Source organism: Streptomyces sp. NPDC056231, assembly GCF_048270745.1.
Classification (GTDB): domain Bacteria; phylum Actinomycetota; class Actinomycetes; order Streptomycetales; family Streptomycetaceae; genus Streptomyces.
On sequence record NZ_JBLVKW010000047.1, the window covers coordinates 1 to 18641 of the forward strand.

Genomic DNA, 18641 nt, shown 5'->3' on the forward strand with positions numbered 1-18641 from the left:
CCACCCTTTCTCACCCGGGTGTGGGGTGTTTTTTTTTTTTTACACCCCCCCGGGCCCCCCCCCCGGGGCCCCCCGCCCCGGCCGCTGGTGATGGGGGTCGTGTTGCGTGCTGCCGCGTCAGGCGACGTCGGCCTCGGTGAGGCTGTCGACCCAGGCGCGGACGGCGGCAGGGTCATAGCGCAGGTGCTTGCCGATGCGGATGGCGGGCGGGCCGATCCGTTTCTTGCGCCAGGCGTAGACGGTTTCGACGCTCGGGAGGCTGAACATGGCTGCAAGGTCTTCGGGGGTGAGATAGCGGTCGGGCAGTCCGGCGCGCAGGGTGGTCCGCGGGTCGGTTGCCGGGGCGCGGGTGGTGGTCACCGGGAGCTCCTCGGTTCGTCCGGTCGGCGTGGTGGGGCCGGTTTTCCGTGACAGAACTGACAGAACCCCGCTGATAGCCCGCTGACCTGTGATTTCTCTGGTTTCCGGCGTCGTGACAAAACCTCGAAAAACTCTGACAGAACCTCCGGGGCGGGGGTTCTGTCAGAGCGCCCGTTTCCGGGCGGGGAGGTTCTGTCAGAGTTTCCGGAGGTTTTGTCACAGCCGTGATCTCGGCTGTTTGTGCAGGTCAGCGGGCTGGTGCGGGGGTTGTGTCAGTTCTGTCAGCGGGTTGGGGGTTCTGTCACGCGCCGGCGAGCGGAGGGGTGAGTGAGGGGTGGGTGTCGTAGCGGGGCGACGGCGGCCGGCCGCCGCGTCCAGAGCGGGGCGGCAGGGGCTGCTGGCGTACCCAGCCGTGCTCTTCGAGCAGGAGCAGGGCGGGGTCCAGGTCGGTCATGGCGGGGAAGTCGCCGCGCGACAGCCCGCGGAACAGCTCTCGCTTGGTGAAGCCGGACAGGCGCTGGTCCTTGAGGTGGGTGAGGACCTGGTGGGCGGCTTCCTGTGCGGGGTCGGCTCCCATGTCGTCGAAGACTTCGAGGGCGTGGGCGGTGAAGTAGTCACCCAGTTCGGTCGCGGCGGCCATGGTGGCGGCTTCGATCGGGAGGGCCCATCCATTGTCGGGGTGGGTGGCCAGGTGCAGGAGGCCTGCGATGCGGGCCACGGCGCCGTCACGCTTGCTGGCCCACTTCACGATCGGGGCGAGTGAACCGCCCCTGCCGATACGGGACTCGGTGACCTTCTGATAGGCCAGCATCACCGCGTCGGCCTCCGGGCTGAGCGTGAGTACTGCCGGGTCGGTCCAGTCCGCGAGTGCCATCGTCAGGCCACCGAGGCGATGGGCGTAGGTGGCGGCGGTTTCCTCGGTGATGAGTTCCGGGGTGAGGTTGCGGGAGCCGACCAGAGAGACGGGCTTGGCGTAGAGGAACCGTGCGAGCAGGCCCCGGCCGTCGGCGCCCTTCACCCGGCCGATCGCGTCCAGGACTTCGGGCTGAATGGCCAGGCCCATGGTCACGGCGGGGTTCTCGATGTGCTGGGCTTCGCGGCCCTGGCGGTTGACGCGGGCCATGTCCCCGGCGTGGCCCTTGAGGAAGACGCCCATGTTCGGGGCCCCGGAGTAGCGTCCGGCGATGATGTCGAAGATCTCCCCTTCGGCGGACATGACGCTGATCCTCCCGCCCTGCTCCGCCAGCAGGGTGGCGAGGCTTTCGGGGGTGACGTCGTCCGCGACCAGTTGGGGCTTGCAGGGCACGGTGAGTTCTTCGGCCTGCTGGGCGAGGTAGACGGCTTCGGCGGTGAGTTCGTCCCGCAGTCCCGGTTCGGCCGCGGCGGCCTTCTGCGCGGCCTTGTCCGCTGCTGCCTTGGCGAGACGGGCGGTGGTCTCGGCCTCCGCCCGCAGGGGACCGGAGAGTTCGACGAGCGTCTTCTCCACGGCGAGTAGGGGGCTGGTCATGAGGGCGAACACCGCGCTCTTGCGGTTGCCGGGTGGCAGGGCGACAGCGGTGTAGAGGTTCACCGGCTCGCGCCAGTGCCCGCGCACGCACACGGTGGCCCGGCCGCCGGCCGCCGTGGCGAGGACTCCCAGGGCCAGGCACCCGGCCAGATCGGCCGGGGTCTGCGTTTCCTCGGCTACCGCAGCGACCATGTCACCCAGCCACGACGGCAGGGTGTGCACGGGGAAGGCGGGAAGGGCGCGGCGGTGGTTGAGGGGTACCGGCTCGTCCCACACGGGTCCGGTGATGGTCTCGGCGTCCAGGGCGCTGAAACCCTCCCACAGATCGGTCATGAGGCGTTCCTTTCCTCGGTGGTGCGCAGGGGGCAGCGGGTGCGGTGGCGGTTGTGGTCGTCGATCAGGGCGAGGGCCTTGCGGTGGCCTGCGGCGAAGAGGTTGCGTCCGCACTCGCAGATGCTCGTGGCGGTGGGCACGGCGCCGCGGGGTGCGCTGATCGTGAGCCATGCGATCGGGTACCGACCGTCTCCAACCGGCTGGTCAGAGCGAACAGATGAAGGGACGCCTTCGGCGACGTCCTTCGGCGCACCCCCCTTGGACCGGGCCGGGGCCCGTTCGGCGAGGCCGGGGCCGGTGGGAGTGGAAGGCAGGCATTTCAGATGGGGATTCGGCCGGGGGCTCATGTCGTCTCCCGCGGCCGGCAGGTGCGAAGTGACCAGTTCAGGACGCTGCGCAGGGTGGCGCGGGACTGGGATGCCGGGAGTCCGGCCGCCTCACCTGCCCTCTGAAATGCCTCTTCTACCTCGTGCCGGGTGAGGTCGCCCCATCCGACGAAGCGCGCCACCTTGCGGGCGCTCTCGAAGAGCTGCGCCTCACGGCCGCCCTCTGCAGTTCCTGCCACGAGCGCGGTTTCCCGTTCGAGGGCGGTCTCCGCAGCCCGATTGCCACGCTTGGGCACAGACAGTCGCAGGGGCTCTGTGGGGCGTTCAACGGGCTTGAGAGCGTCCAGCAGCCATCCGGGCAGCGGTGCGACAGGGGCAGGGTCGAGTACGTCGTAGGTACGCCCGTTGACGGTGCTGCCGGGCGCGACGACGTAACCGCCCCAAGCCCGGGTGTCGATCGGCGGGGCGAGGAACCCGGCCGTGTTGCCGAGCCGGATGCCGTCCGGGGCGGTGAAGTACAGGTGCTCTCCACCGCTCGCGGTCCGCACCCGGTAGGTGGCGGGCACCTCCTGGCCGGTGCGCTCGCAGAGCGCCTTGAAGGTCGTCACGCCGCAAGGCGTGCCCTTACTGCTGTTGGGCTTGGGCAGGTCGAGGTCCACGACGACCAGCCCGGACGGCCCGGTCGCGACACCGATGTTGAACCGGCCCGTGGACCAGGCCCGGTGGATGCGGTCGGGGTCGGTGGTGGCGCGCTGCTCCCACTTGCGGTGACCGGTGGTGCAGTCCCCGGTGCCAGGGCAGGATGCCTCACCGTGCAGGGCGGGCGGCTTGCCCCCGGGGCGTAACGGGAACACCGCCCAGCCGCGGGCGGCGGCATCGAGCGCTGCGGAGAGCAGCGCGGAACGTGCGTCATGGGTCATGCTGGATGTCTCCAGTTCTGTGAAGAGTGCTGGCAGACGAGGGCGGCCCCAGATCATTGGCGTGAGACAGGGGCCGCCCTCGGCGTAGCTACTTCTTGGCGCCGTGGCGGGTGTGGTCGTGGGCGAGTGCGGCCAGTCGGCTGGCCTCGTCCGGGGTGACGGCGCGGTAGCGGACCCGGACGACGCAGTCGGGCGCCGGGCAGCGCAGCGTGCGCATTCCGCTGAGGCGGGCGATGGCGTCGGATACCTGGTTCGCGTAGGGCTTCAGGTTGGGCATGGGTTCCTGCTCTCTGGTCAGTTGTGGAAGCGGTTGGATTCGGGGTGCTGTTCGAGCCAGTCCTCGGCGCAGACTTTGTGGACGGGTTCGCGGTCGTGGGAGCGCATCGGGGTGGGCCTGCGGCAGAGCACGCAGGGCAGGTCGCGGTGTTTGTCGAAGTGGCGGTTGTCGCGCCAGTCGAGTAACGGCATGACCGGCCCTGTCAGCGGTGGTTGATGGTGCCGTTGGCGCGGCCGAACATGCCGCTGGCGGTGATGTTCTGGGTGATGTGGGTCGTCGACCGCCCGCTACCGGTACTGCTGCGGGCGAGGCGCAGGAGGACGGGGAGGCCGATGGCTCCGGCGGCGATGAGGGCGACGGTCGCCCACAGGGCTTGGCTCATGGCGATCAGTCCCGGGGCGGCGTAGGAGATTCCGATACCGGCGGCGGCGACGCCCCCGCCGACCGTAGGTACGAGCAGGGCGGTGGTCTTGGCCCATGCCGGGATCGGCTGCGCGACCGGCACGGGCGGCGGGGGCGGGGCCTGCTGCGGGGTGTAGGCCAGGGTGCGGATGCCGCCGGGGAGGGTGACCATCTGGACTCCCGGGGGATCTCGTGGGGCAGCATCGGGCCGTGTCCGGTGGGCTGCTGGGGGGTGAGGGTGGTGATCTCGTAGGCGGTCTCCGGGTACACAAGGGGCTCCCTTCAACGCGTCGGGCGGCACCCGTGGTGGTGGGTGCCGCCCGATGGCGTTGTGACGGTGCGTGGTCGTAGTGGTTAGTGGCTACTGGTTACTGGCAAGCGGAAAAGGGCCTGTTGAAGCCCCTGGTTGCCAGTAGGAGGGCGTTCTACTGGCTAGTGGCAAGTTGCCAGTAGCCAGTAGCCAGTAGCGCTCTGTGAGGCGTTCAGGCGTGCTCGGGGTGGACGTAGACGGAGTGCGGTCCGTTGTCCCGGTAGACCAGTTCGCCCCGCTCGGCCGCCGTTTTGAGTGCGGCTCGCACGGCCTGTCGGCTGCGGCGAACGAGATCGGCGACGGCGGACGGCTTCATGCCGACCGGGCCCGCTGCCTTGATCGCGGCGACCGCGTCGGCCACCCACGCGGGGCCGCCCTCGTCGTCGCCGTCGCGGAGCGCGGACAGGTTCAACCCGGGCGCCGCGGCCGGGGGTTCCGGCGTGGCCCCGGGCTCGGGGGCGGTCGCGAACTGAGCGTCGATCTGCTTCATGAACGCGCGCACGGCCGCGTCCTCATCCACCACGGGCGCCGCCTGCTCGCTGCGGAGCGCGGACAGGTTCAGCCCCTCCCTTGCCGCGGACTGGCCAGACTGCCCGGTGTCGGCGGCCGGGGTGTGGGCGGTGTCCCGCATCCATGCGGTGCGCTGCGGGTCCCACCGGTTCGCGTAGGCATCTCCGGCGGCCTTGCGGGAGATGTCGTCCAGGGTCGGGTGCATGTCGGAGGTGGCGAGGACGATGTCGCGGATCTGGTTGGGCAGGATCCGCCAGTTCTTGAACAGCGCCGCCGCGGACTCCGGCGTCCCCATGAACCCGGCCCCCTTGTAGGGCGCCTGGTCCGGGCGCAGCCCGCGGGAGCCGGGGAAGACCTTGCTCAGGTCCATCCCTTCGACTTCCCCACCGGTGAGGCAGACCCGGGCCTTGGCCTCGCGGCGGATCATCAGATTGCCGAGCACGGACCCGGTGGCGCCCAGCGCGGTCAGGACGGTGCGGATGCCCATGGCGCGCAGCATCCGGATCACTTCAAGGATTTTCTTCGCGAGTTCCTTCAGGCGCCGGTCGGTGCTGGTCAGGATCTCCGCGCCCTCATCGACAACCAGCATGATCTGGGGGATCTTCGCGCTGATGGGCAACTGGTCGGTGTTCCGCTCGGCCATCAGGTCCTGATAGGCGACCTTGCGGCGCAGCCCGATCGCCAAGGCCGCATCGAGCATCAGCACGGCTTCCTCGTACGTCGAGGCGAGCCAGTCGATACCCGGCCGGACCCCGTCCACGGGGGCCCCGTTCGCGTCCAGTGCCGGGCGGACCCAGGGCAGGCCGGCGGATCCGGCGTTGAGGTCGATCACCCAGGTGAGGACGTCGGTGGTGCGGGCGAACCCAGCGAGGATGACGTGGACCATGTTCGTCTTGCCGGACCCGGTCGGGCCGACGACCAGCGCGCACTGCTCGCGCAGGTAGACGCAGATCTCTTCGGCGTTGGTGCGGTAGCCCCACGGGATACCGGTGTAGATCGACAGCGGCGTGTAGTCGGACGGATAGGTGCGCTCTTCGACCAGCACGTTGACCGTGGTTACATCGATCAGGACCCGCCCCTGGTGAATGCCCTGCGAGGCAACCGCGGTGCAGCCGTGCGGCAGCCGGGCATCGGCGGACAGCGCGGCGGAGTGCTGCGCGATCCGGTCGTAGGTAGTGCCACCCGGCGGGAGTTCGGCGTCGATCGTGAAGCCGGTGCCGGTCGGCCAGATCTCCACCGCGACGACGCGCAGCGTGATGTTGCAGACCCGCTGAACCCGGTCCACCCACTCCGCAGCAATCGCCCGACGCTCCGCACTGAGCTCGCGGGCGACCTGGCGCTCATCGGCGGCGATGGCCTCCAGCTCCCGCGCCTCTTCGTAGAGGAGGGTGGAGCGGGCGGCGGCACCAATGCCGACGCCGATGGTGGCGAGGGATCCGAGGGCGGCCCAGGTCAGCGGGCCGGTGGTCATGGCCCAGGTGGTCCACCCGGCGCCGATGAGCCAGGAGGCGGAGCGCATGGCGATGGTGCGGGCGGAGAGGCGTTCGCGCAGACTGCTGACGGTGTGGCCGATCGCGCCGGCGGCGCCGACGGCGAGGGCCCAGCCTGCGGGCATGCTGGTGGCTGCTCCGGTGGTGGCGACGGCGAGGCATCCGGTGGTGGCGGACAAGGCGCCGGTCACGGGTCCGTGACCGGCAGCCCAGTCCCACACCGGCCCGCTGGTGGCCTGTGTGTTGGTGGCCATGATCAGACGTTCCATCCCTTCTCGGCCTCGGGCCCGTTGCGTGGGTCCTCGTGGCGGGCGATGTCCTGTTCGTGGGACTGGCGGAACAGCGGGCCCATGTCCTCGGCGACCGCCACCGCGCTCATCACGGCGCCGAAGATGTCGTTGAAGCCGTCCGCGACGTCCTTCTCCAGCGGGAACTCTGAATCGGCCCGCTCGGCCAGGACTCGCATCACGTTCGCCACGCTCGTGAGCGCGGCCGGGAGCCCCTCGACCATGGCCAGGATCTCCATGGCGTTCTCGGGGTCGTACTGCCCCGCCGCGGATTCCATCTCCGCGGCGTACTCCTCGAACCGGAAACCAGACACGTTCTCTCCCTCACTCGCACTGGTGGTGGGTGCTGCCGACGTCGCCCCCATGGGGCGCTCCGCCGTGTCGCCGACCTGATCGGCGCTGTTGTCGGCCGCCTCCGCGTCAGCGATGGCTTCCTGGATCACCAATTCGGCGCGCGTGATGCGGTCGCGGCTCTCGCGCTGCTCCGCGGCAGTGCGGGTCATCCGGGCGTACAGGCGACGGCCCGGGTACTGGAGCCAGGCCCAACCAAGCTTCCGGCCCAGCGGAGTGGAGACCATGCCGACCAGCCCCAACGCCCCGCCCAGCAGTGCGGCGAACAGGCGACGCCCCTGGAACCGGGCGGCGGAACGCCACAGGGCCTTGCGGGCCTTCTTCCTGGCCGGTGCCTTGCGCACGTCGTCACGCTGGGCGGCAACCTTCCCGGCGGCCCGCTGATCGCGGGCCTTCCGACTGCGGTCGATCACCGCACCCTTGGCCGTACCGACCCGGCCCGCTGCCTTGCTCACGGACCGGCCGATCGGCCCCTTACCGGCCACGGACGCCGACCGGGCCGCGCTCTTCGCGCCCCGGCGGGCATCCGCCAGGGACCGCCGCGCACCAGCCGTCTCGGACCGGCGCGAGGCCCGGGACGGGGCCGACTGCCGGGATTTCTCCCGCAGCGCCTTGACCTGCCCCGCACGACTCCGCGACTTGCCCGGGGCCCCGGCGGACGCGCGCTTGGTCGGTGTCTGCCGGGTGCCGTTTATGCTGCTCTTCAGTCGGCCCGACTTGCCGGTGCCGAGCGAGGAACCGGCGGCGCTGCGGGCCGACTTCCCTCGGCCGCGACCTGCGGTCTTACTGGTGCCGGCGTTCCCGTTACGGGTCTGGCCCGGCACCCGACGGGCGCCGCCGTGAGGGGCGGTCCGGCCAGCCGACCCAGCACCGGCCGCAGAGCGCGACGTTCGGCCCGTGGCCTTGCGGGACTTCTTCTTGTCACGGTGCTTTCGGGTCGCTGTGGCGGTGCCGAGGACGACGGCGCCGGTGGCGGCGACGGCCAGGGCGGCCGGGCCTCCGACGAGTGCGGCGGCGGCGAGCAGGGACGTGGTGGCGTTGGTGCCAGTCACCGCGAGCGGGACGACCGGCCAACCGCCCGGCGTGTGTTCCACCTCGGCCGCGGCCGGTGCGGACTTCTGCTCGGATGTCGGGGGCGGACTGGTGTCCGGGGCGGCCTCGGGGGCCACTACCGGGGTGATGGTGGTGTCCGTCATGCTGAGTGCACTCCTTTGTGGGAGTAAGGGCCCGGCCGGATCTGTGGTGGAGAGGGCCGGGCCCTGCTGGCTTTCACGCGGCGCACTGTTCTTCGGGGAAGGCGCAGGTCACGCACATGCCGAGCGAACCGGGGATGCGGTATCCGGCGTCCCTGTGGCAGTTCGGGCAGACCTGCTGAGCGGCATTCGCCCTGGCGAGAGCCGCCCACTTGGCCGGTGTCATCGGGCGGACCGGCTTGGCCCGGTCGATCCGGTAGAGGTAGGCGACCAGCGGGCCCCGGCGCCTACGCGGGCGTTCGAGCACGGCAGCGACGTCCTGCCCTCCCGGCCGCAGCCCTTGGGCGCGAAGCTGGTGGACGGTCGCGTAGCCGGGCGGGGCGAGGCGCCACCGGTAGACCGGCAGAGCACTCACTGGCTTGCGCCTTCAAGCGCGGGGGTTGTCGAGTCGTCGCGCAGTTCCTGGTAGCGGGTGGAGATCCAGCCGATCGACCAGCCGGTCAGCTCGGCCGCAGCCCGCACCGACAGGCCCGCCTCGAACGCGGCGCGGACGGTTACCCGGGCCTGCTCCTCCGGCTTCTTCTCCGCAGCGGGGCCGGCCGCTAGGAGTGCGGCCCGTTCACGCTCGGCCCGCTCGCGGCGCTCGGACTGTTCACGGCGTTCACGCTCCTCGCGCTCACGAAGCTCAGCCAGTTGGCGTTGCGCGGCCTCTCGTTCGAGGCGTTCACGCTCGGCCTGCTGCTGTTCACGCTCGCGTTCACGGCGTTCACCGGCCTCCCGCTCGGCACGCTCACGAGCCTCGGCCCGCTCGCGGTCCTCACGCCGCGCCGCCTCTTCCCGCGCCGTCTGTTCACGGGCCAGCAGGGCTTCATGCTCGCGCTGCTCACGCACCAGTTGGGCGGCGTGCTCGCGTTCCTCACGGGCCCGCCGCTCAGCCGCCTCGCGGCGCTGGGTGGCTGCCTGCTCGCGCTCGGCCTGCTCGGCCTTCTGCCGGGCTTCCTGCGCAGTCAGAGCGGCGGTGATCGCCTGCCGGTAGGCCAGACCGGTCTCCGCGGTGACGATGAGCAGGAGCGGGGCGACCGCGTGCACGGCCACCCCGACCAGCTCTTTCTTCAGCGCGGAGTCGGCGACGTTCAGGGCCAGGGTCATGCAGCCGGTCATCCACCGCAGCGCGACCGGCCACCGGCCACCATGCCCACCGAGGCGGGCCAGGACGGCATCGAGACGGACCACGATCACGACCGCGGCGTCCACCACCAAGGGCAGAATCGGCGCGGTCCACTTCCATCCCTCGGGCGTGTGTTTCTCCATGAGCGGGGTCACCGTCAGGATGGAGAAGAGCATCGCCCCGGCCACGATCAGCCACGTCCCGACGGACAGTGCCTTCTCCGCTGAACGGATCTGAACACTGTTCACGGCGCGCCCCCGTCCAGTAAACGCACCCGGACCGAAGCCACGAGCCTCACCGTTGAGGTGTCGTCGTCCGGCGTCTCGCTGTACTCCGTCCACTCCCACTCGGCGCCGTCCGTGAACGCGTACCCGAATTCGGCGAGGACCTGTGAACGCGCGGCCACCGTCGGTACTACGGGCGCGGGGCCGAAGTCGTGCTCCGGCCACTGGGAGCCCGGAATGCCCATCAGCGCGACGTACAGGCGCCACCAGCCGCCACGGTTCGACAACTGCGCGGTGTGCTTCACGCGGCCACCGCCGAACCGGCGCCGCCGCCCGTCGTGGCCGGGCGGCGGACCGTACGGCGCGGGCGCCGGCTGGTGGGCTGCGTCTTCAGCGGCAGCGTCCGCAGCAGGCTCGCGGCGTAGGCCGCAGTCTCCGGGTCGGTCTCCCGCAGGTCCGCGAGGACCTCGTGGGCGACGTCCAGCCGCGCGGCCCGCTCCAGCGGGGACTCCGTGGCCAAACCAGTGAACAGCTCCAGGTCGATCCCCAGGGCCAGCTCAATGAACTCGGTCGCGGTAACAGGCTCGCGACCAGCAACGATGGTCTTCATGGGTCGTTTTCTCCTCAGGTTCGACGGCCCGATAGCGGCCCCGGTGTCCGACCACCGGGGCTGCGCGCCGTCCGTACGGGGTGTGTGGTCAGGCCGCGTGGCCCCGGCGCTGCAACACCGAAGCCATTTGCCGCCTCCCACCGGGTGGAGCAGGGAGGAAGTCAGTCCCGGCTCCCCTCAACCCCGCCCGTACGACCAGCAGGCCGGACGGGCGGAGCAGGCAACCGGCCGCAGCCGATGGGCTGCGAAGTTGAGACAGGGCTTCGTTGGCCTGCCGTTGCCACGGCCGACCAGTCCCGAGCCTGCGAATCGGTGCGTCATCGTCACTGCTCTGACGCCAGCAGGGCGACGCGTACCAGGTGGCACCGTCGCCGACGACTCACCCGGTCGTCGGGGGCGAGGAGTTGCACCTCGCCGATTGGCACGCTGTTCAGTTCTCAAAGGGCAGTCGCTTCCTTCGAGCCGTTTCACGGGCCCTCCGGGCGCCAGGAGCAGCCCAAAGAAGGACCTCCTCCGACCGCTGTCCTAGGACTGCGGTGCGTCTGAGAAGACAATGGCGCACAGTCCCAGGACTGTCAACAGTCCTGGGACTGTGCTTGACTGGACTCGTTGAGAGGAGTTCGCGTGGCACCCAAGTGGCGAGAGCTGGCAGACAAGCTGGCCGAGCAGATCAAGAGGGGCGAGTACGCCCCCGGTCAGCAGCTGCCTCACATCCGAGACCTGGTCGAGGCTGGTGAAGGCTCAAAGTCCACGGTTCATGCGGCCTACAAGGCCCTGGAAGCCGAAGGCTTGGTGACCTCTTCCCGAGGCCACGGCACCGTCGTGCGGCAGCAAGCCCCGCTCAAGAGGCTCGGCATCGCTCGGTACGACAAGGCCAAATGGCGCGACGGTGATGAGGTCGCGTTCATCGCGGACCGTGTGGCTTCGGGCCGCGCGCACAAGCGTGGTGAGCAGACGCAGAACGTCAGCCGTGTGCCGGCCACGCCGCTAGTAGCGGCGGCGCATGGTTTGCCGGATGGCTCTGAGGTGTACGCGCGAGCCCGCCTCGTGAAGGAGGGGGACCAGCCGACGCATACCCTCACCAGCTACTACCGCCCCGAGCACGTCGAGGGAACGCGACTTGTTGACCCGACGCCGGGGCCAGCAGGCAAGGGTGGTGGCTACCGCGTGCTCTATGACGCGGGCTACGAGATCGATCACATGCGAGAGGAGCTGTTCGCTCGCCCCGCGACGTCGGAGGAGGCTGCGCTACTCCAGCTGACACCCGGCGAGTGGGTCGTGGAGCTTCACCGCACTACCTGCACCGCTGACGGGACCGTCGTGGAGTTCGCCGTCGGCATCCACGCGGCGAGCCGCTTCGCCTGGGCGTATGACTTCAAGGTCCCCGATTCGGCACAAGGAGTAGGTCAGTGATCTCGGTGCAGGCGTGGTCGGATGCCCAGCAGCTTTGGGACTTTCAGCAGATGCACCACAAGCCGCGCCCTTGCTCGGTGGCCATCGGACTTGGCAGTCATGACCTGGGTGTGGCAGACGTGACGGTAGATCTGTACCGGCGCGGCCTGATTCCGTTCATCGTCTTCACTGGCGCCACAAGTCGCACGACACGCGACCGAATGCCCCGAGGGGAAGCCGAGCACTATCGGGAACGGGCACTGGACCTGGGCGTTCCCGCCTCAGCCATTCTTGTCGAGCCGAACGCACGGAACACGGGTGAGAACATCAACTTCTCGCGCGCGCTGCTCGCGGAACGGAGCGTCGACGTTTCGTCCGTACTGCTTGTCAGCAAGCCGTACGAGGAGAGGCGGGCCTACGCAACCGCGCGCAAGCTCTGGCCGGAGGTTGAGTTCGTAAGCGCGTCAGCGCCGATGACGCTCACGGAGTACGTCGACTCGATCAAAGACCCCCGTCTTGTCCTTGACATGCTTGTTGGGGCTCAGCAGCGCCTACTCATCTACCCGGAGCAGGGGTTCATGATTCGGCAAGAGGTTCCGGGCCCTGTCGCCTTGGCCTACGAGCGATTGTGCGCCGCTGGGTTCACAAGCCGCCTCGTCCCAGCCTCGTGAGGGGCCTATGGGCCATGTATGAGCCTGAACCTCCCGCGTGCAAGCGCTTTGAGTCGTAGCCGCAGGTCAGGCGCGGTCAAGCCGCTCCAATCGCAGCGCTCTTGAAAGCCGTCACTGTGCGAGCGCGGTAAAAGTTTCTCTACTTCATCAAGGCCCGCGCACGGCGCGGGCGCGCGCCGCCTCTGCGGCGCGGCCTGCCTCCTGTCTCCGCCCCGGCTGGCCGCGCCCGGCGGCGCGCTGCGTGCATGCGGGCGAGGGCGGGTCGTCATACGCGGGCACAAGATGATGCCTCCGGCGGGGGATCGGCCGGCACCGGGGTGGAGGGGACGCCGTTCCCGGCCGCGGGCACATCGTGGCGAGCGTGGTGGGCTCCCATCCCGTCCGCCATCGACCCAGGCAGAGCCGAGCAGACGCGGCCCATGGCGTCCAGGTCGTTCGTACAGTGGCGCGCTCCACCTGGACGCCATGAACCACGCCCGCTCCACAGACGTGTGGGTCGACGGCGGACGGGACGGGAGCTGGGGTAAGTGGTGGGCTGAGCCCGGTGACTTGGCCCGCTGTACGGTGTCCGCTCCGGGGAGGGACACGTGATCGTCCCCAATCGGCGATCACAGGATGCGAGGACACCGTGCGGGGATTGAAGAAGCTCTACAGAACGTTCAAGGGCACGCACCATGCGCCCGGGGACGAGACGTTCGCCAAGACAGCGCCCTGCTCGTGCTCACCCAGCTGGCCTGCCTTGGACACGACCGCCAACGGCTACATGGTCCGGGCACTGCCGTCGTCGCACTACAGCATCATGACGAACCCGGAGGTCGGAACGTTCGTCGCGCGGTGCACGGGTTGCCATGCTCGCTACCTTGAGCCGTGGGTCATCGACACCACCGACCAAATGCCGTACGCCTGGGCGCGTGATTCCGACTGAGGCGCCCGGACGCAGCCACCGGCCGAGTGGGCCCGGCGGGACGGGAGAACGGCACCTGTGCCCCCTGCGTGCCCGATCGAGCGGCATCCCACGGGGAACAACGGGGAGTCTCGGCAAGCGTCCGAGGAACGTGCAGGTCAGCGTCTTGCCTGGTCAGGTGGAGTGCGCGTACGCGATCTTCCAAACTGGTGCTCCGGGATCCGAGCGCGGCGGTGCTTGACTGGGTCATTGAAACTCCAGCCCAAAGCCGCTCCGCCGCCCGCGCAGTCACCTGAACCAGACTTCGCCCAGTGCGTCAGCGCCATAGGCTGTGACGACGCGTTGTTAGTGATCACGAGGAGCGAACCATGGAGCCGGATCAGTGGGAAGCGGGCAGCACTCCCTGGGTGCGTCAAGCTCAGCCAATGGCTCACCTTGGTGCGGGAGCGGCTCGCTTCCAGTGCTACTTCTGCGGAGGGCAGACGGTTACCCGCTCCATCTGCGACATTGCTGAAGATGCCGGGCGTATGGATCTTTACTGTGACAACCCGGATTGTGACGCTCGCGAGATAGCTGTGATCGTCCGCAGAGACGGGCACGGTGCATGGGGGCGTGCGGATGTTCGCGCTCTCGCCGCCATCGACGATGGACGCCTCGATATTGAGAGCGTGCCCGGCGGTGACAGGCAAGCCTCGTCACACCACTTTGAACGCCCCGACAAGGCCGTGAGTCAGGCCGTAGCAGTCCGCCGCGACAGGCGCCCGTCATTCTGATGAGGAGCCCGTGGGCCAGTGCGGTACAGCAGCGAAGTACAGCAACCGAGCCAACCGCAGGCGACCGGCATGAACCGCTAACGCTCGCTTGATCATCGCGCATAACCTCAGCGGCCGTCGCGCCTGTAGTTCGCATCGAGAGGTTCATCGTGCCCGCTGCGTGCCCGTTCGCAGGGGACGCAGCGGGGACTCACGGGGAACAGCGGCGCCAACCTCGCTCCGGACCAGGTCAGGGAGTCGCCAGGTCAGCGGCCATCCGCATGCGGCGTCTTCCAAACTAGTGCTTCAGGCCCTCGATGCGCCGGCACTTGACCGTGGCAGCCCGGCCCCTCGCCCCAAGGCGCCTCCGCCGATGCGCCGACCTGCGCTGTACCGTCTTCGTGAACCATCACGGGGAGGCGAACAATGGCAGGTGATCTCCAGTTCAGTTGGGAGCTCTACAGCACTGGCTGGGCGACGTGCCGCATCGCTGACAGCTCCTCGGAGTGCAAGGACTCCGTCAGCTACTGCACGGACGCTCTTGCCGACTTGCTATACGCAGTCGCAGGTCTCTATGGACCTTCGACCATCCAGCGGGTCTCCTTCGACCTTGAGCCGGCCGAAGCGCGATGGGTTCTGCGCCGCCGGGGCCCAGACGTGGACATCGCGGTCTACGAGTTCCCGGACATGGCGGTGAGCTTCGGTGTCCCCGACAGGGAGGGCTCGCTCTCCTGGAGCTCCACGCAACCCCTTAGCGCCCTCAGTCACTCCGTCATGGAGGCGGCACAGACAGTGCTGCGGACCCATGGAGAGGACGGCTACCACGAGAAGTGGAGACGCTACCCCTTCCCCGTCGCCGCCCTGCAAGATCTTCGCCGACTGCACCTGCGAGACGACGGCTGCGAGCGCAGGCACGACCCGTTGGTTGCCTCGCCGGAAGAAGCCGAGCGTTGATCCCCGCCCCGTCACATCGAGCACGCCTGTGGCGCCAGACCATGTCGCTGACCACGTGGTGGATCGTGATCACTATTACCCTCTGGTCGCTGGGCAAGGGCATTGGCCAATCGGCCGAGCTCGCACCGTGCGCGGCGTCCGCCGCTTGCCTAGTTGCCATGGGCGAGACCGGGGACTGGGTACGTCGACGCTGGAGGACACGGCGACAGGCCACCGACCGCGGAGAACCGACCCGCTGACGCCGCAGATGACCATCCGCGGAAGCAGAACTCACGCAGCGGGCCGGCGACGGAGACGATCCGCCTCTCTGCCCCTGGGCGATCAGGCTTCCCGCACGGGGCTCGGCTCGGCTGCCGCCTTATGGCGGGCAATGCAGACCCTCGCATCGATGCCCTCCGCGCCCTCCTGCTGACGCTCGTCGTCAGTCCCCGTGCCACAACCGCGCCAGATCAGACGGGGACTCACGGGGAACTGCGGCTGCTGGTGGAGACCACAGCCAGCAGGCGCCGAAGTCCGCGTCAGCCAGGTCAGGCGCCAACTCGCCCCACCGCGCTCCTAAAGCGGGTGTCAGCCCACCTGTCCGACTTGAACGAGCTGCGGGTCTACGACTGCCGGCCGAGCTGACCAGCAGTCTCATTCGCTGTCGTTCACGGCCGTTCAGCCCACCTACAGACAATCCAGGGACCCGCCCTGGTACGTGCCTCGCGAGTATCCGGGGGTTCGTGAGGCACGTTAGCTGTCTCTGGGACAGCACCGCCCCGGCGTCCGGCGGCCCCCCACCGTGGCACGCTGGGGGCCAAACAGGGGGCCAGTCGACGCAGCACGCTGCGGATCTCCTTGGACAGCCATGGACGGAGCATCTGCAGGCGCTCGGCGAGTAGGGGGATGGCTGCCCAGCTGTTCCTATCGACGGCTGGTCTCTAAAGCAGTCTTTGAGAATGGGCTGCGACCGGAAGTGTTGTTCCGTCAGGCAGGACGCCTCTACGGCGAATGGAGTCCGCAGAAACCCAAACAACGTCGGCATGCGGAGCTTCGATGAGTTCGCGCAGGCGAGCTTCTTGCTCTGCAGTAGGAAGCAGCTCGTAGATATCGGCGATCAACATTTCCCGCGACTGCGCATGGTCGCTGTACCGGATCTTGTCTACTTCACGCTTTACGTAGTCCTGAAAAGTGAACGGAAATTCTTCGGCTGGTAGGATTCCAGAACCGATTAGCTCCTCGTGAAACTCCCTCCAGGGCGAGTCCTCGCGCCCTGATCGGGAGTCAAACCACGAGTAGAATTTCGGGATCTTCGAACCTTTAAAGCGCACTCGCAGATCCGCGCTACTGGTGCTGTCTATGGGAATCAGTGAGTCATCCTGTGCGCCGATAGACGCCAAGAAATGTTTCCCGGATTCTGACACCTTATAGACGCCACCAACCGGCTGCAATTGGGAAAATCGGCGCCCCTTGATCAGTAGGTACTTACCGTCAATTTTGATCCTGAACAGATAGGCTGCCGAGATTCGCACATCTTGGTTTGCGTAGCGCGCCGAGTACCAGAGGTGTCGCAAATTAAGGCGATTTGCGACCAAGCTGTCCAGAAGCGGGATGGCCAAGCTAATTACCGCGCCACTAGCAATACTCCCTATTGCCTCGCCGTTGTACAGAAAGGTCGCGATAAGAGAGGCGGCGAAGAGTGCAGCGTAAATTACAAGTCTGCCCATTTGTGTCAGAATTCCGATCTCTAGAATTTTGGGAGTGGAATCTTCGCTGGGTGCTGCAAATGCGATAGGTATCGAGCAGTCCATTTCAGCATGGTCGGATGACTGCTCAGCCTTTTTAGAAGTCCTCCGGGCATGTAGTCGGCTTCGTACATGGCCACTAGCAGCGCTCTGCGGACGTCGACGTCATGTTCGTCCTCGTACTCCATTTTGAGGAGCTGCCCGTCGTTAGAGGTCCCAAGCAAGCCGAGATACCGTGCGGCGAACTCGCGCGGGTAGCTCGTTCGGTTCCTGTCCCTAACTATTTTCCACGCCCAAGATCGCAGCACGTCTGACCGGATTCCGCAACGCATCGACGTTTCAAATATGTTGCGTTCTAGCAAGGGGTAGTCGGCAGTCGGAATGGTCTCCAGCAGGCCCTCCAGGAGCGCCTTAAGTTCATCTTCCTTCCCTCTAACGCTTTCGAGGTAGCGAAGAATTCGAGGCGCTATGTGATGCCACTGTTTCAAATTAGCCATGGCCCAGGAGAATGCGAAGTCATCACTCCTATGCCCCATGAGAGGGAGTGATAGCTTTATGTGCCGTTGGTTCGCGGGGTTTTCGGACACGGCATCTCTGAAGAATAGATGCAACGCTTTTATCGCCGCAGGCTTTTTCAGTCCCAGGTCGTACATGAGTGCGTCGCTACGGCTGTCGTCAAGATGCGATTCGGCCTCACTTCGCGCATAAATTCTTGTTTTGTTGGCCGACATGTTAAGTCTGCGCGCCCTGAATGCGCGATTGACGTGTTGCAGTATCGAGCGCAATCGCTCTTCGCTCACGTCGAAGAGGTATATATCATCGGAGTAGCGAAGAAACTCTATGCCAAACTGCTGGATGAAGTTGTCAACTGGAAGCAGGTAGGCATTGGCCAGTATTCCTGATGCTGCAGATCCTTGAGGGAGCCCCCACGTGTGGCATTGGCTCTCGAACCCTTCCAAGAAACTGTGTATTTTTTGTGCGATCGGACCGGGTACTCCGGCTGACGTCAGATCCATGAGCAGAGCCTTGATCTCTATGTGCTCATAGAATGACGCTATGTCGGTCTGTGCCATTACGAGCTCTTTGTTTCTGGAGAGAACTCGCCGCGCCTCGGCTCGCATGGCCTTCCAGTCCCCTGAGGAGTGAACCGCCAGCTTTTTGGACCGGTGATTGAAGACCGCTTTGGAGAGGCGTGGATCGATGGATTCCGAAGCCTCAAATGCCAGGGCCTCATAGATCAGTCGATCCTGGACTGAGAGTCTGGCCAATGGTCGAGTTGCCAAGTAATTTTTCGGATGCTCAACCAGGCGTATGGAAGCCGGTGTGTAGTCGGGCTGTTCGAGGAAGTCGAGGATCTCGGGACGATATTCGCGCCAAAAGGGTTGAAGGTCCCGAAAGTTGATTACGTCAGGTAGATCTAAGCGCCCTTGACCACTCCATAGCCTGCCAGCGGCCCGGTTCACGAAGCGGCTGCGCGACTCGTTTCCTCTCACAGCTATCAGCCTACGTGCGCTCAGGGGAGGGGTGCAGTGGCTTGCTGTGGCTATACAGAGTTGGGATCGCCCTACGCGAAGCGGTCCGTAGCGAGACGCTCGGGGTGGGCGCAGCCGGTGGCTGCGGGCAGTCAGACAGACTAGGTACGTACGACGCTTGCCGCTTCCGTTTCCCCCAGGAGTCCCCCAACGGTGAACCAGGGACGAAGAGCCGCAGGTGGGGTGACGGAGACTCAGCCCGCTGTAAAGCTGCTGGCCGGCGTCTGTGGTCACTTCGCCTATGAAGAGGTCAACGGTCGTCTCCCACAGGCCGCACTTCCTGGGCGAGTCGCTGCACGCCGGGCTCGCTGCCTCGGCGAATTACGTCCAGCGAGGCGCCTATGAGGTTCTCCATGCCTGCACTGTACCCAGGGCCCGGAACCATCGTAAGCAGACAGTCCGTCATTGCCAATAAATAACAGGCGAGTCGCCCACTCCGAAACT

The 18641-nt window shown here is 67.2% G+C and carries 19 protein-coding genes; 4 read left to right on the forward strand and 15 right to left on the reverse strand.

Annotation, left to right across the window (positions count from 1 at the left end):
* Window positions 1–117 precede the first annotated feature (117 nt).
* The 13 genes from ACNPQM_RS28970 to ACNPQM_RS29030 form a co-directional block, all read right to left on the reverse strand.
* Complete coding sequence (locus ACNPQM_RS28970) at window positions 118–360, reverse strand: helix-turn-helix transcriptional regulator (protein WP_418086278.1); 243 nt, start codon at window positions 358–360, stop codon at window positions 118–120.
* Between the two features lie 301 nt (window positions 361–661).
* Window positions 662–2200 carry a YfjI family protein gene (locus ACNPQM_RS28975; RefSeq protein ID WP_418086279.1) on the reverse strand — a complete coding sequence of 513 codons (1539 nt, stop codon included), beginning with the start codon at window positions 2198–2200 and terminating at the stop codon, window positions 662–664.
* Window positions 2197–2340 carry a hypothetical protein gene (locus ACNPQM_RS28980; RefSeq protein ID WP_418086280.1) on the reverse strand — a complete coding sequence of 48 codons (144 nt, stop codon included), beginning with the start codon at window positions 2338–2340 and terminating at the stop codon, window positions 2197–2199. The genes ACNPQM_RS28975 and ACNPQM_RS28980 overlap by 4 nt, the downstream gene beginning before the upstream one ends.
* Window positions 2341–2543: 203 nt before the next feature.
* On the reverse strand, window positions 2544–3446 hold the full coding sequence (locus ACNPQM_RS28985) for a bifunctional DNA primase/polymerase (RefSeq protein ID WP_418086281.1): 903 nt from the start codon (window positions 3444–3446) through the stop codon (window positions 2544–2546).
* An 88-nt stretch (window positions 3447–3534) separates the two neighbouring features.
* Entirely contained in the window at window positions 3535–3723 is a 189-nt protein-coding gene (locus tag ACNPQM_RS28990) for a hypothetical protein (protein ID WP_418086282.1), read from the reverse strand.
* Window positions 3724–3740: 17 nt separating this feature from the next.
* On the reverse strand, window positions 3741–3914 hold the full coding sequence (locus ACNPQM_RS28995) for a hypothetical protein (RefSeq protein ID WP_418086283.1): 174 nt from the start codon (window positions 3912–3914) through the stop codon (window positions 3741–3743).
* Window positions 3915–3925: 11 nt separating this feature from the next.
* On the reverse strand, window positions 3926–4297 hold the full coding sequence (locus ACNPQM_RS29000; RefSeq protein ID WP_418086284.1) for a hypothetical protein: 372 nt from the start codon (window positions 4295–4297) through the stop codon (window positions 3926–3928).
* A 310-nt stretch (window positions 4298–4607) separates the two neighbouring features.
* The gene (locus tag ACNPQM_RS29005; RefSeq protein WP_418086285.1) at window positions 4608–6689 is read right to left on the reverse strand and encodes a hypothetical protein; all 2082 of its coding nucleotides are present in this window, start codon (window positions 6687–6689) and stop codon (window positions 4608–4610) included.
* A 2-nt stretch (window positions 6690–6691) separates the two neighbouring features.
* Complete coding sequence (locus tag ACNPQM_RS29010) at window positions 6692–8269, reverse strand: hypothetical protein (protein ID WP_418086286.1); 1578 nt, start codon at window positions 8267–8269, stop codon at window positions 6692–6694.
* 73 nt (window positions 8270–8342) lie between these two features.
* Window positions 8343–8681, reverse strand: a complete 339-nt coding sequence (locus ACNPQM_RS29015; RefSeq protein ID WP_418086287.1) for an RRQRL motif-containing zinc-binding protein — start codon at window positions 8679–8681, stop codon at window positions 8343–8345.
* Window positions 8678–9682, reverse strand: coding sequence for a DUF2637 domain-containing protein (locus tag ACNPQM_RS29020; protein WP_418086288.1), 1005 nt, complete (start codon window positions 9680–9682; stop codon window positions 8678–8680). The genes ACNPQM_RS29015 and ACNPQM_RS29020 overlap by 4 nt, the downstream gene beginning before the upstream one ends.
* Window positions 9679–9963, reverse strand: a complete 285-nt coding sequence (locus tag ACNPQM_RS29025) for a DUF6303 family protein (protein ID WP_418086289.1) — start codon at window positions 9961–9963, stop codon at window positions 9679–9681. Before ACNPQM_RS29025 ends, ACNPQM_RS29020 begins: the two co-directional genes overlap by 4 nt.
* The gene (locus tag ACNPQM_RS29030) at window positions 9960–10268 is read right to left on the reverse strand and encodes a hypothetical protein (RefSeq protein ID WP_418086290.1); all 309 of its coding nucleotides are present in this window, start codon (window positions 10266–10268) and stop codon (window positions 9960–9962) included. The genes ACNPQM_RS29025 and ACNPQM_RS29030 overlap by 4 nt, the downstream gene beginning before the upstream one ends.
* A gap of 624 nt (window positions 10269–10892) precedes the next feature.
* Here ACNPQM_RS29030 and ACNPQM_RS29035 point away from each other — a divergent pair.
* From ACNPQM_RS29035 to ACNPQM_RS29050, 4 genes are all read left to right on the forward strand, one after another.
* Window positions 10893–11681: a GntR family transcriptional regulator gene (locus ACNPQM_RS29035; RefSeq protein WP_418086291.1), complete on the forward strand. Its 789-nt coding sequence runs from the start codon at window positions 10893–10895 to the stop codon at window positions 11679–11681.
* Entirely contained in the window at window positions 11678–12331 is a 654-nt protein-coding gene (locus ACNPQM_RS29040; protein ID WP_418086292.1) for a YdcF family protein, read from the forward strand. The genes ACNPQM_RS29035 and ACNPQM_RS29040 overlap by 4 nt, the downstream gene beginning before the upstream one ends.
* 637 nt (window positions 12332–12968) lie before the next feature.
* Complete coding sequence (locus tag ACNPQM_RS29045; protein ID WP_418086293.1) at window positions 12969–13256, forward strand: hypothetical protein; 288 nt, start codon at window positions 12969–12971, stop codon at window positions 13254–13256.
* Between the two features lie 1157 nt (window positions 13257–14413).
* A complete protein-coding gene (locus ACNPQM_RS29050; protein ID WP_418086294.1) occupies window positions 14414–14941 on the forward strand; it encodes a hypothetical protein in 528 nt (175 codons plus the stop codon).
* Between the two features lie 920 nt (window positions 14942–15861).
* Here the strand turns inward: ACNPQM_RS29050 and ACNPQM_RS29055 are convergent.
* The gene (locus tag ACNPQM_RS29055) at window positions 15862–16647 is read right to left on the reverse strand and encodes a hypothetical protein (RefSeq protein ID WP_418086295.1); all 786 of its coding nucleotides are present in this window, start codon (window positions 16645–16647) and stop codon (window positions 15862–15864) included.
* Between the two features lie 20 nt (window positions 16648–16667).
* Window positions 16668–18158: an RNA-directed DNA polymerase gene (locus ACNPQM_RS29060; protein ID WP_418086296.1), complete on the reverse strand. Its 1491-nt coding sequence runs from the start codon at window positions 18156–18158 to the stop codon at window positions 16668–16670.
* Window positions 18159–18641 lie beyond the last annotated feature (483 nt).

Coding starts and splice junctions, on each gene's coding strand:
- ACNPQM_RS29050 (WP_418086294.1), top strand. CDS start 14,414: ATGGCAGGTGATCTCCAGTTCAGTTGGGAGCTCTACAGCACTGGCTGG.
- ACNPQM_RS29010 (WP_418086286.1), bottom strand. CDS start 8,269: ATGACGGACACCACCATCACCCCGGTAGTGGCCCCCGAGGCCGCCCCG.
- ACNPQM_RS28975 (WP_418086279.1), bottom strand. CDS start 2,200: ATGACCGATCTGTGGGAGGGTTTCAGCGCCCTGGACGCCGAGACCATC.
- ACNPQM_RS29030 (WP_418086290.1), bottom strand. CDS start 10,268: ATGAAGACCATCGTTGCTGGTCGCGAGCCTGTTACCGCGACCGAGTTC.
- ACNPQM_RS29055 (WP_418086295.1), bottom strand. CDS start 16,647: ATGGGCAGACTTGTAATTTACGCTGCACTCTTCGCCGCCTCTCTTATC.
- ACNPQM_RS29000 (WP_418086284.1), bottom strand. CDS start 4,297: ATGGTCACCCTCCCCGGCGGCATCCGCACCCTGGCCTACACCCCGCAG.
- ACNPQM_RS28995 (WP_418086283.1), bottom strand. CDS start 3,914: ATGCCGTTACTCGACTGGCGCGACAACCGCCACTTCGACAAACACCGC.
- ACNPQM_RS29005 (WP_418086285.1), bottom strand. CDS start 6,689: ATGGCCACCAACACACAGGCCACCAGCGGGCCGGTGTGGGACTGGGCT.
- ACNPQM_RS28985 (WP_418086281.1), bottom strand. CDS start 3,446: ATGACCCATGACGCACGTTCCGCGCTGCTCTCCGCAGCGCTCGATGCC.
- ACNPQM_RS28990 (WP_418086282.1), bottom strand. CDS start 3,723: ATGCCCAACCTGAAGCCCTACGCGAACCAGGTATCCGACGCCATCGCC.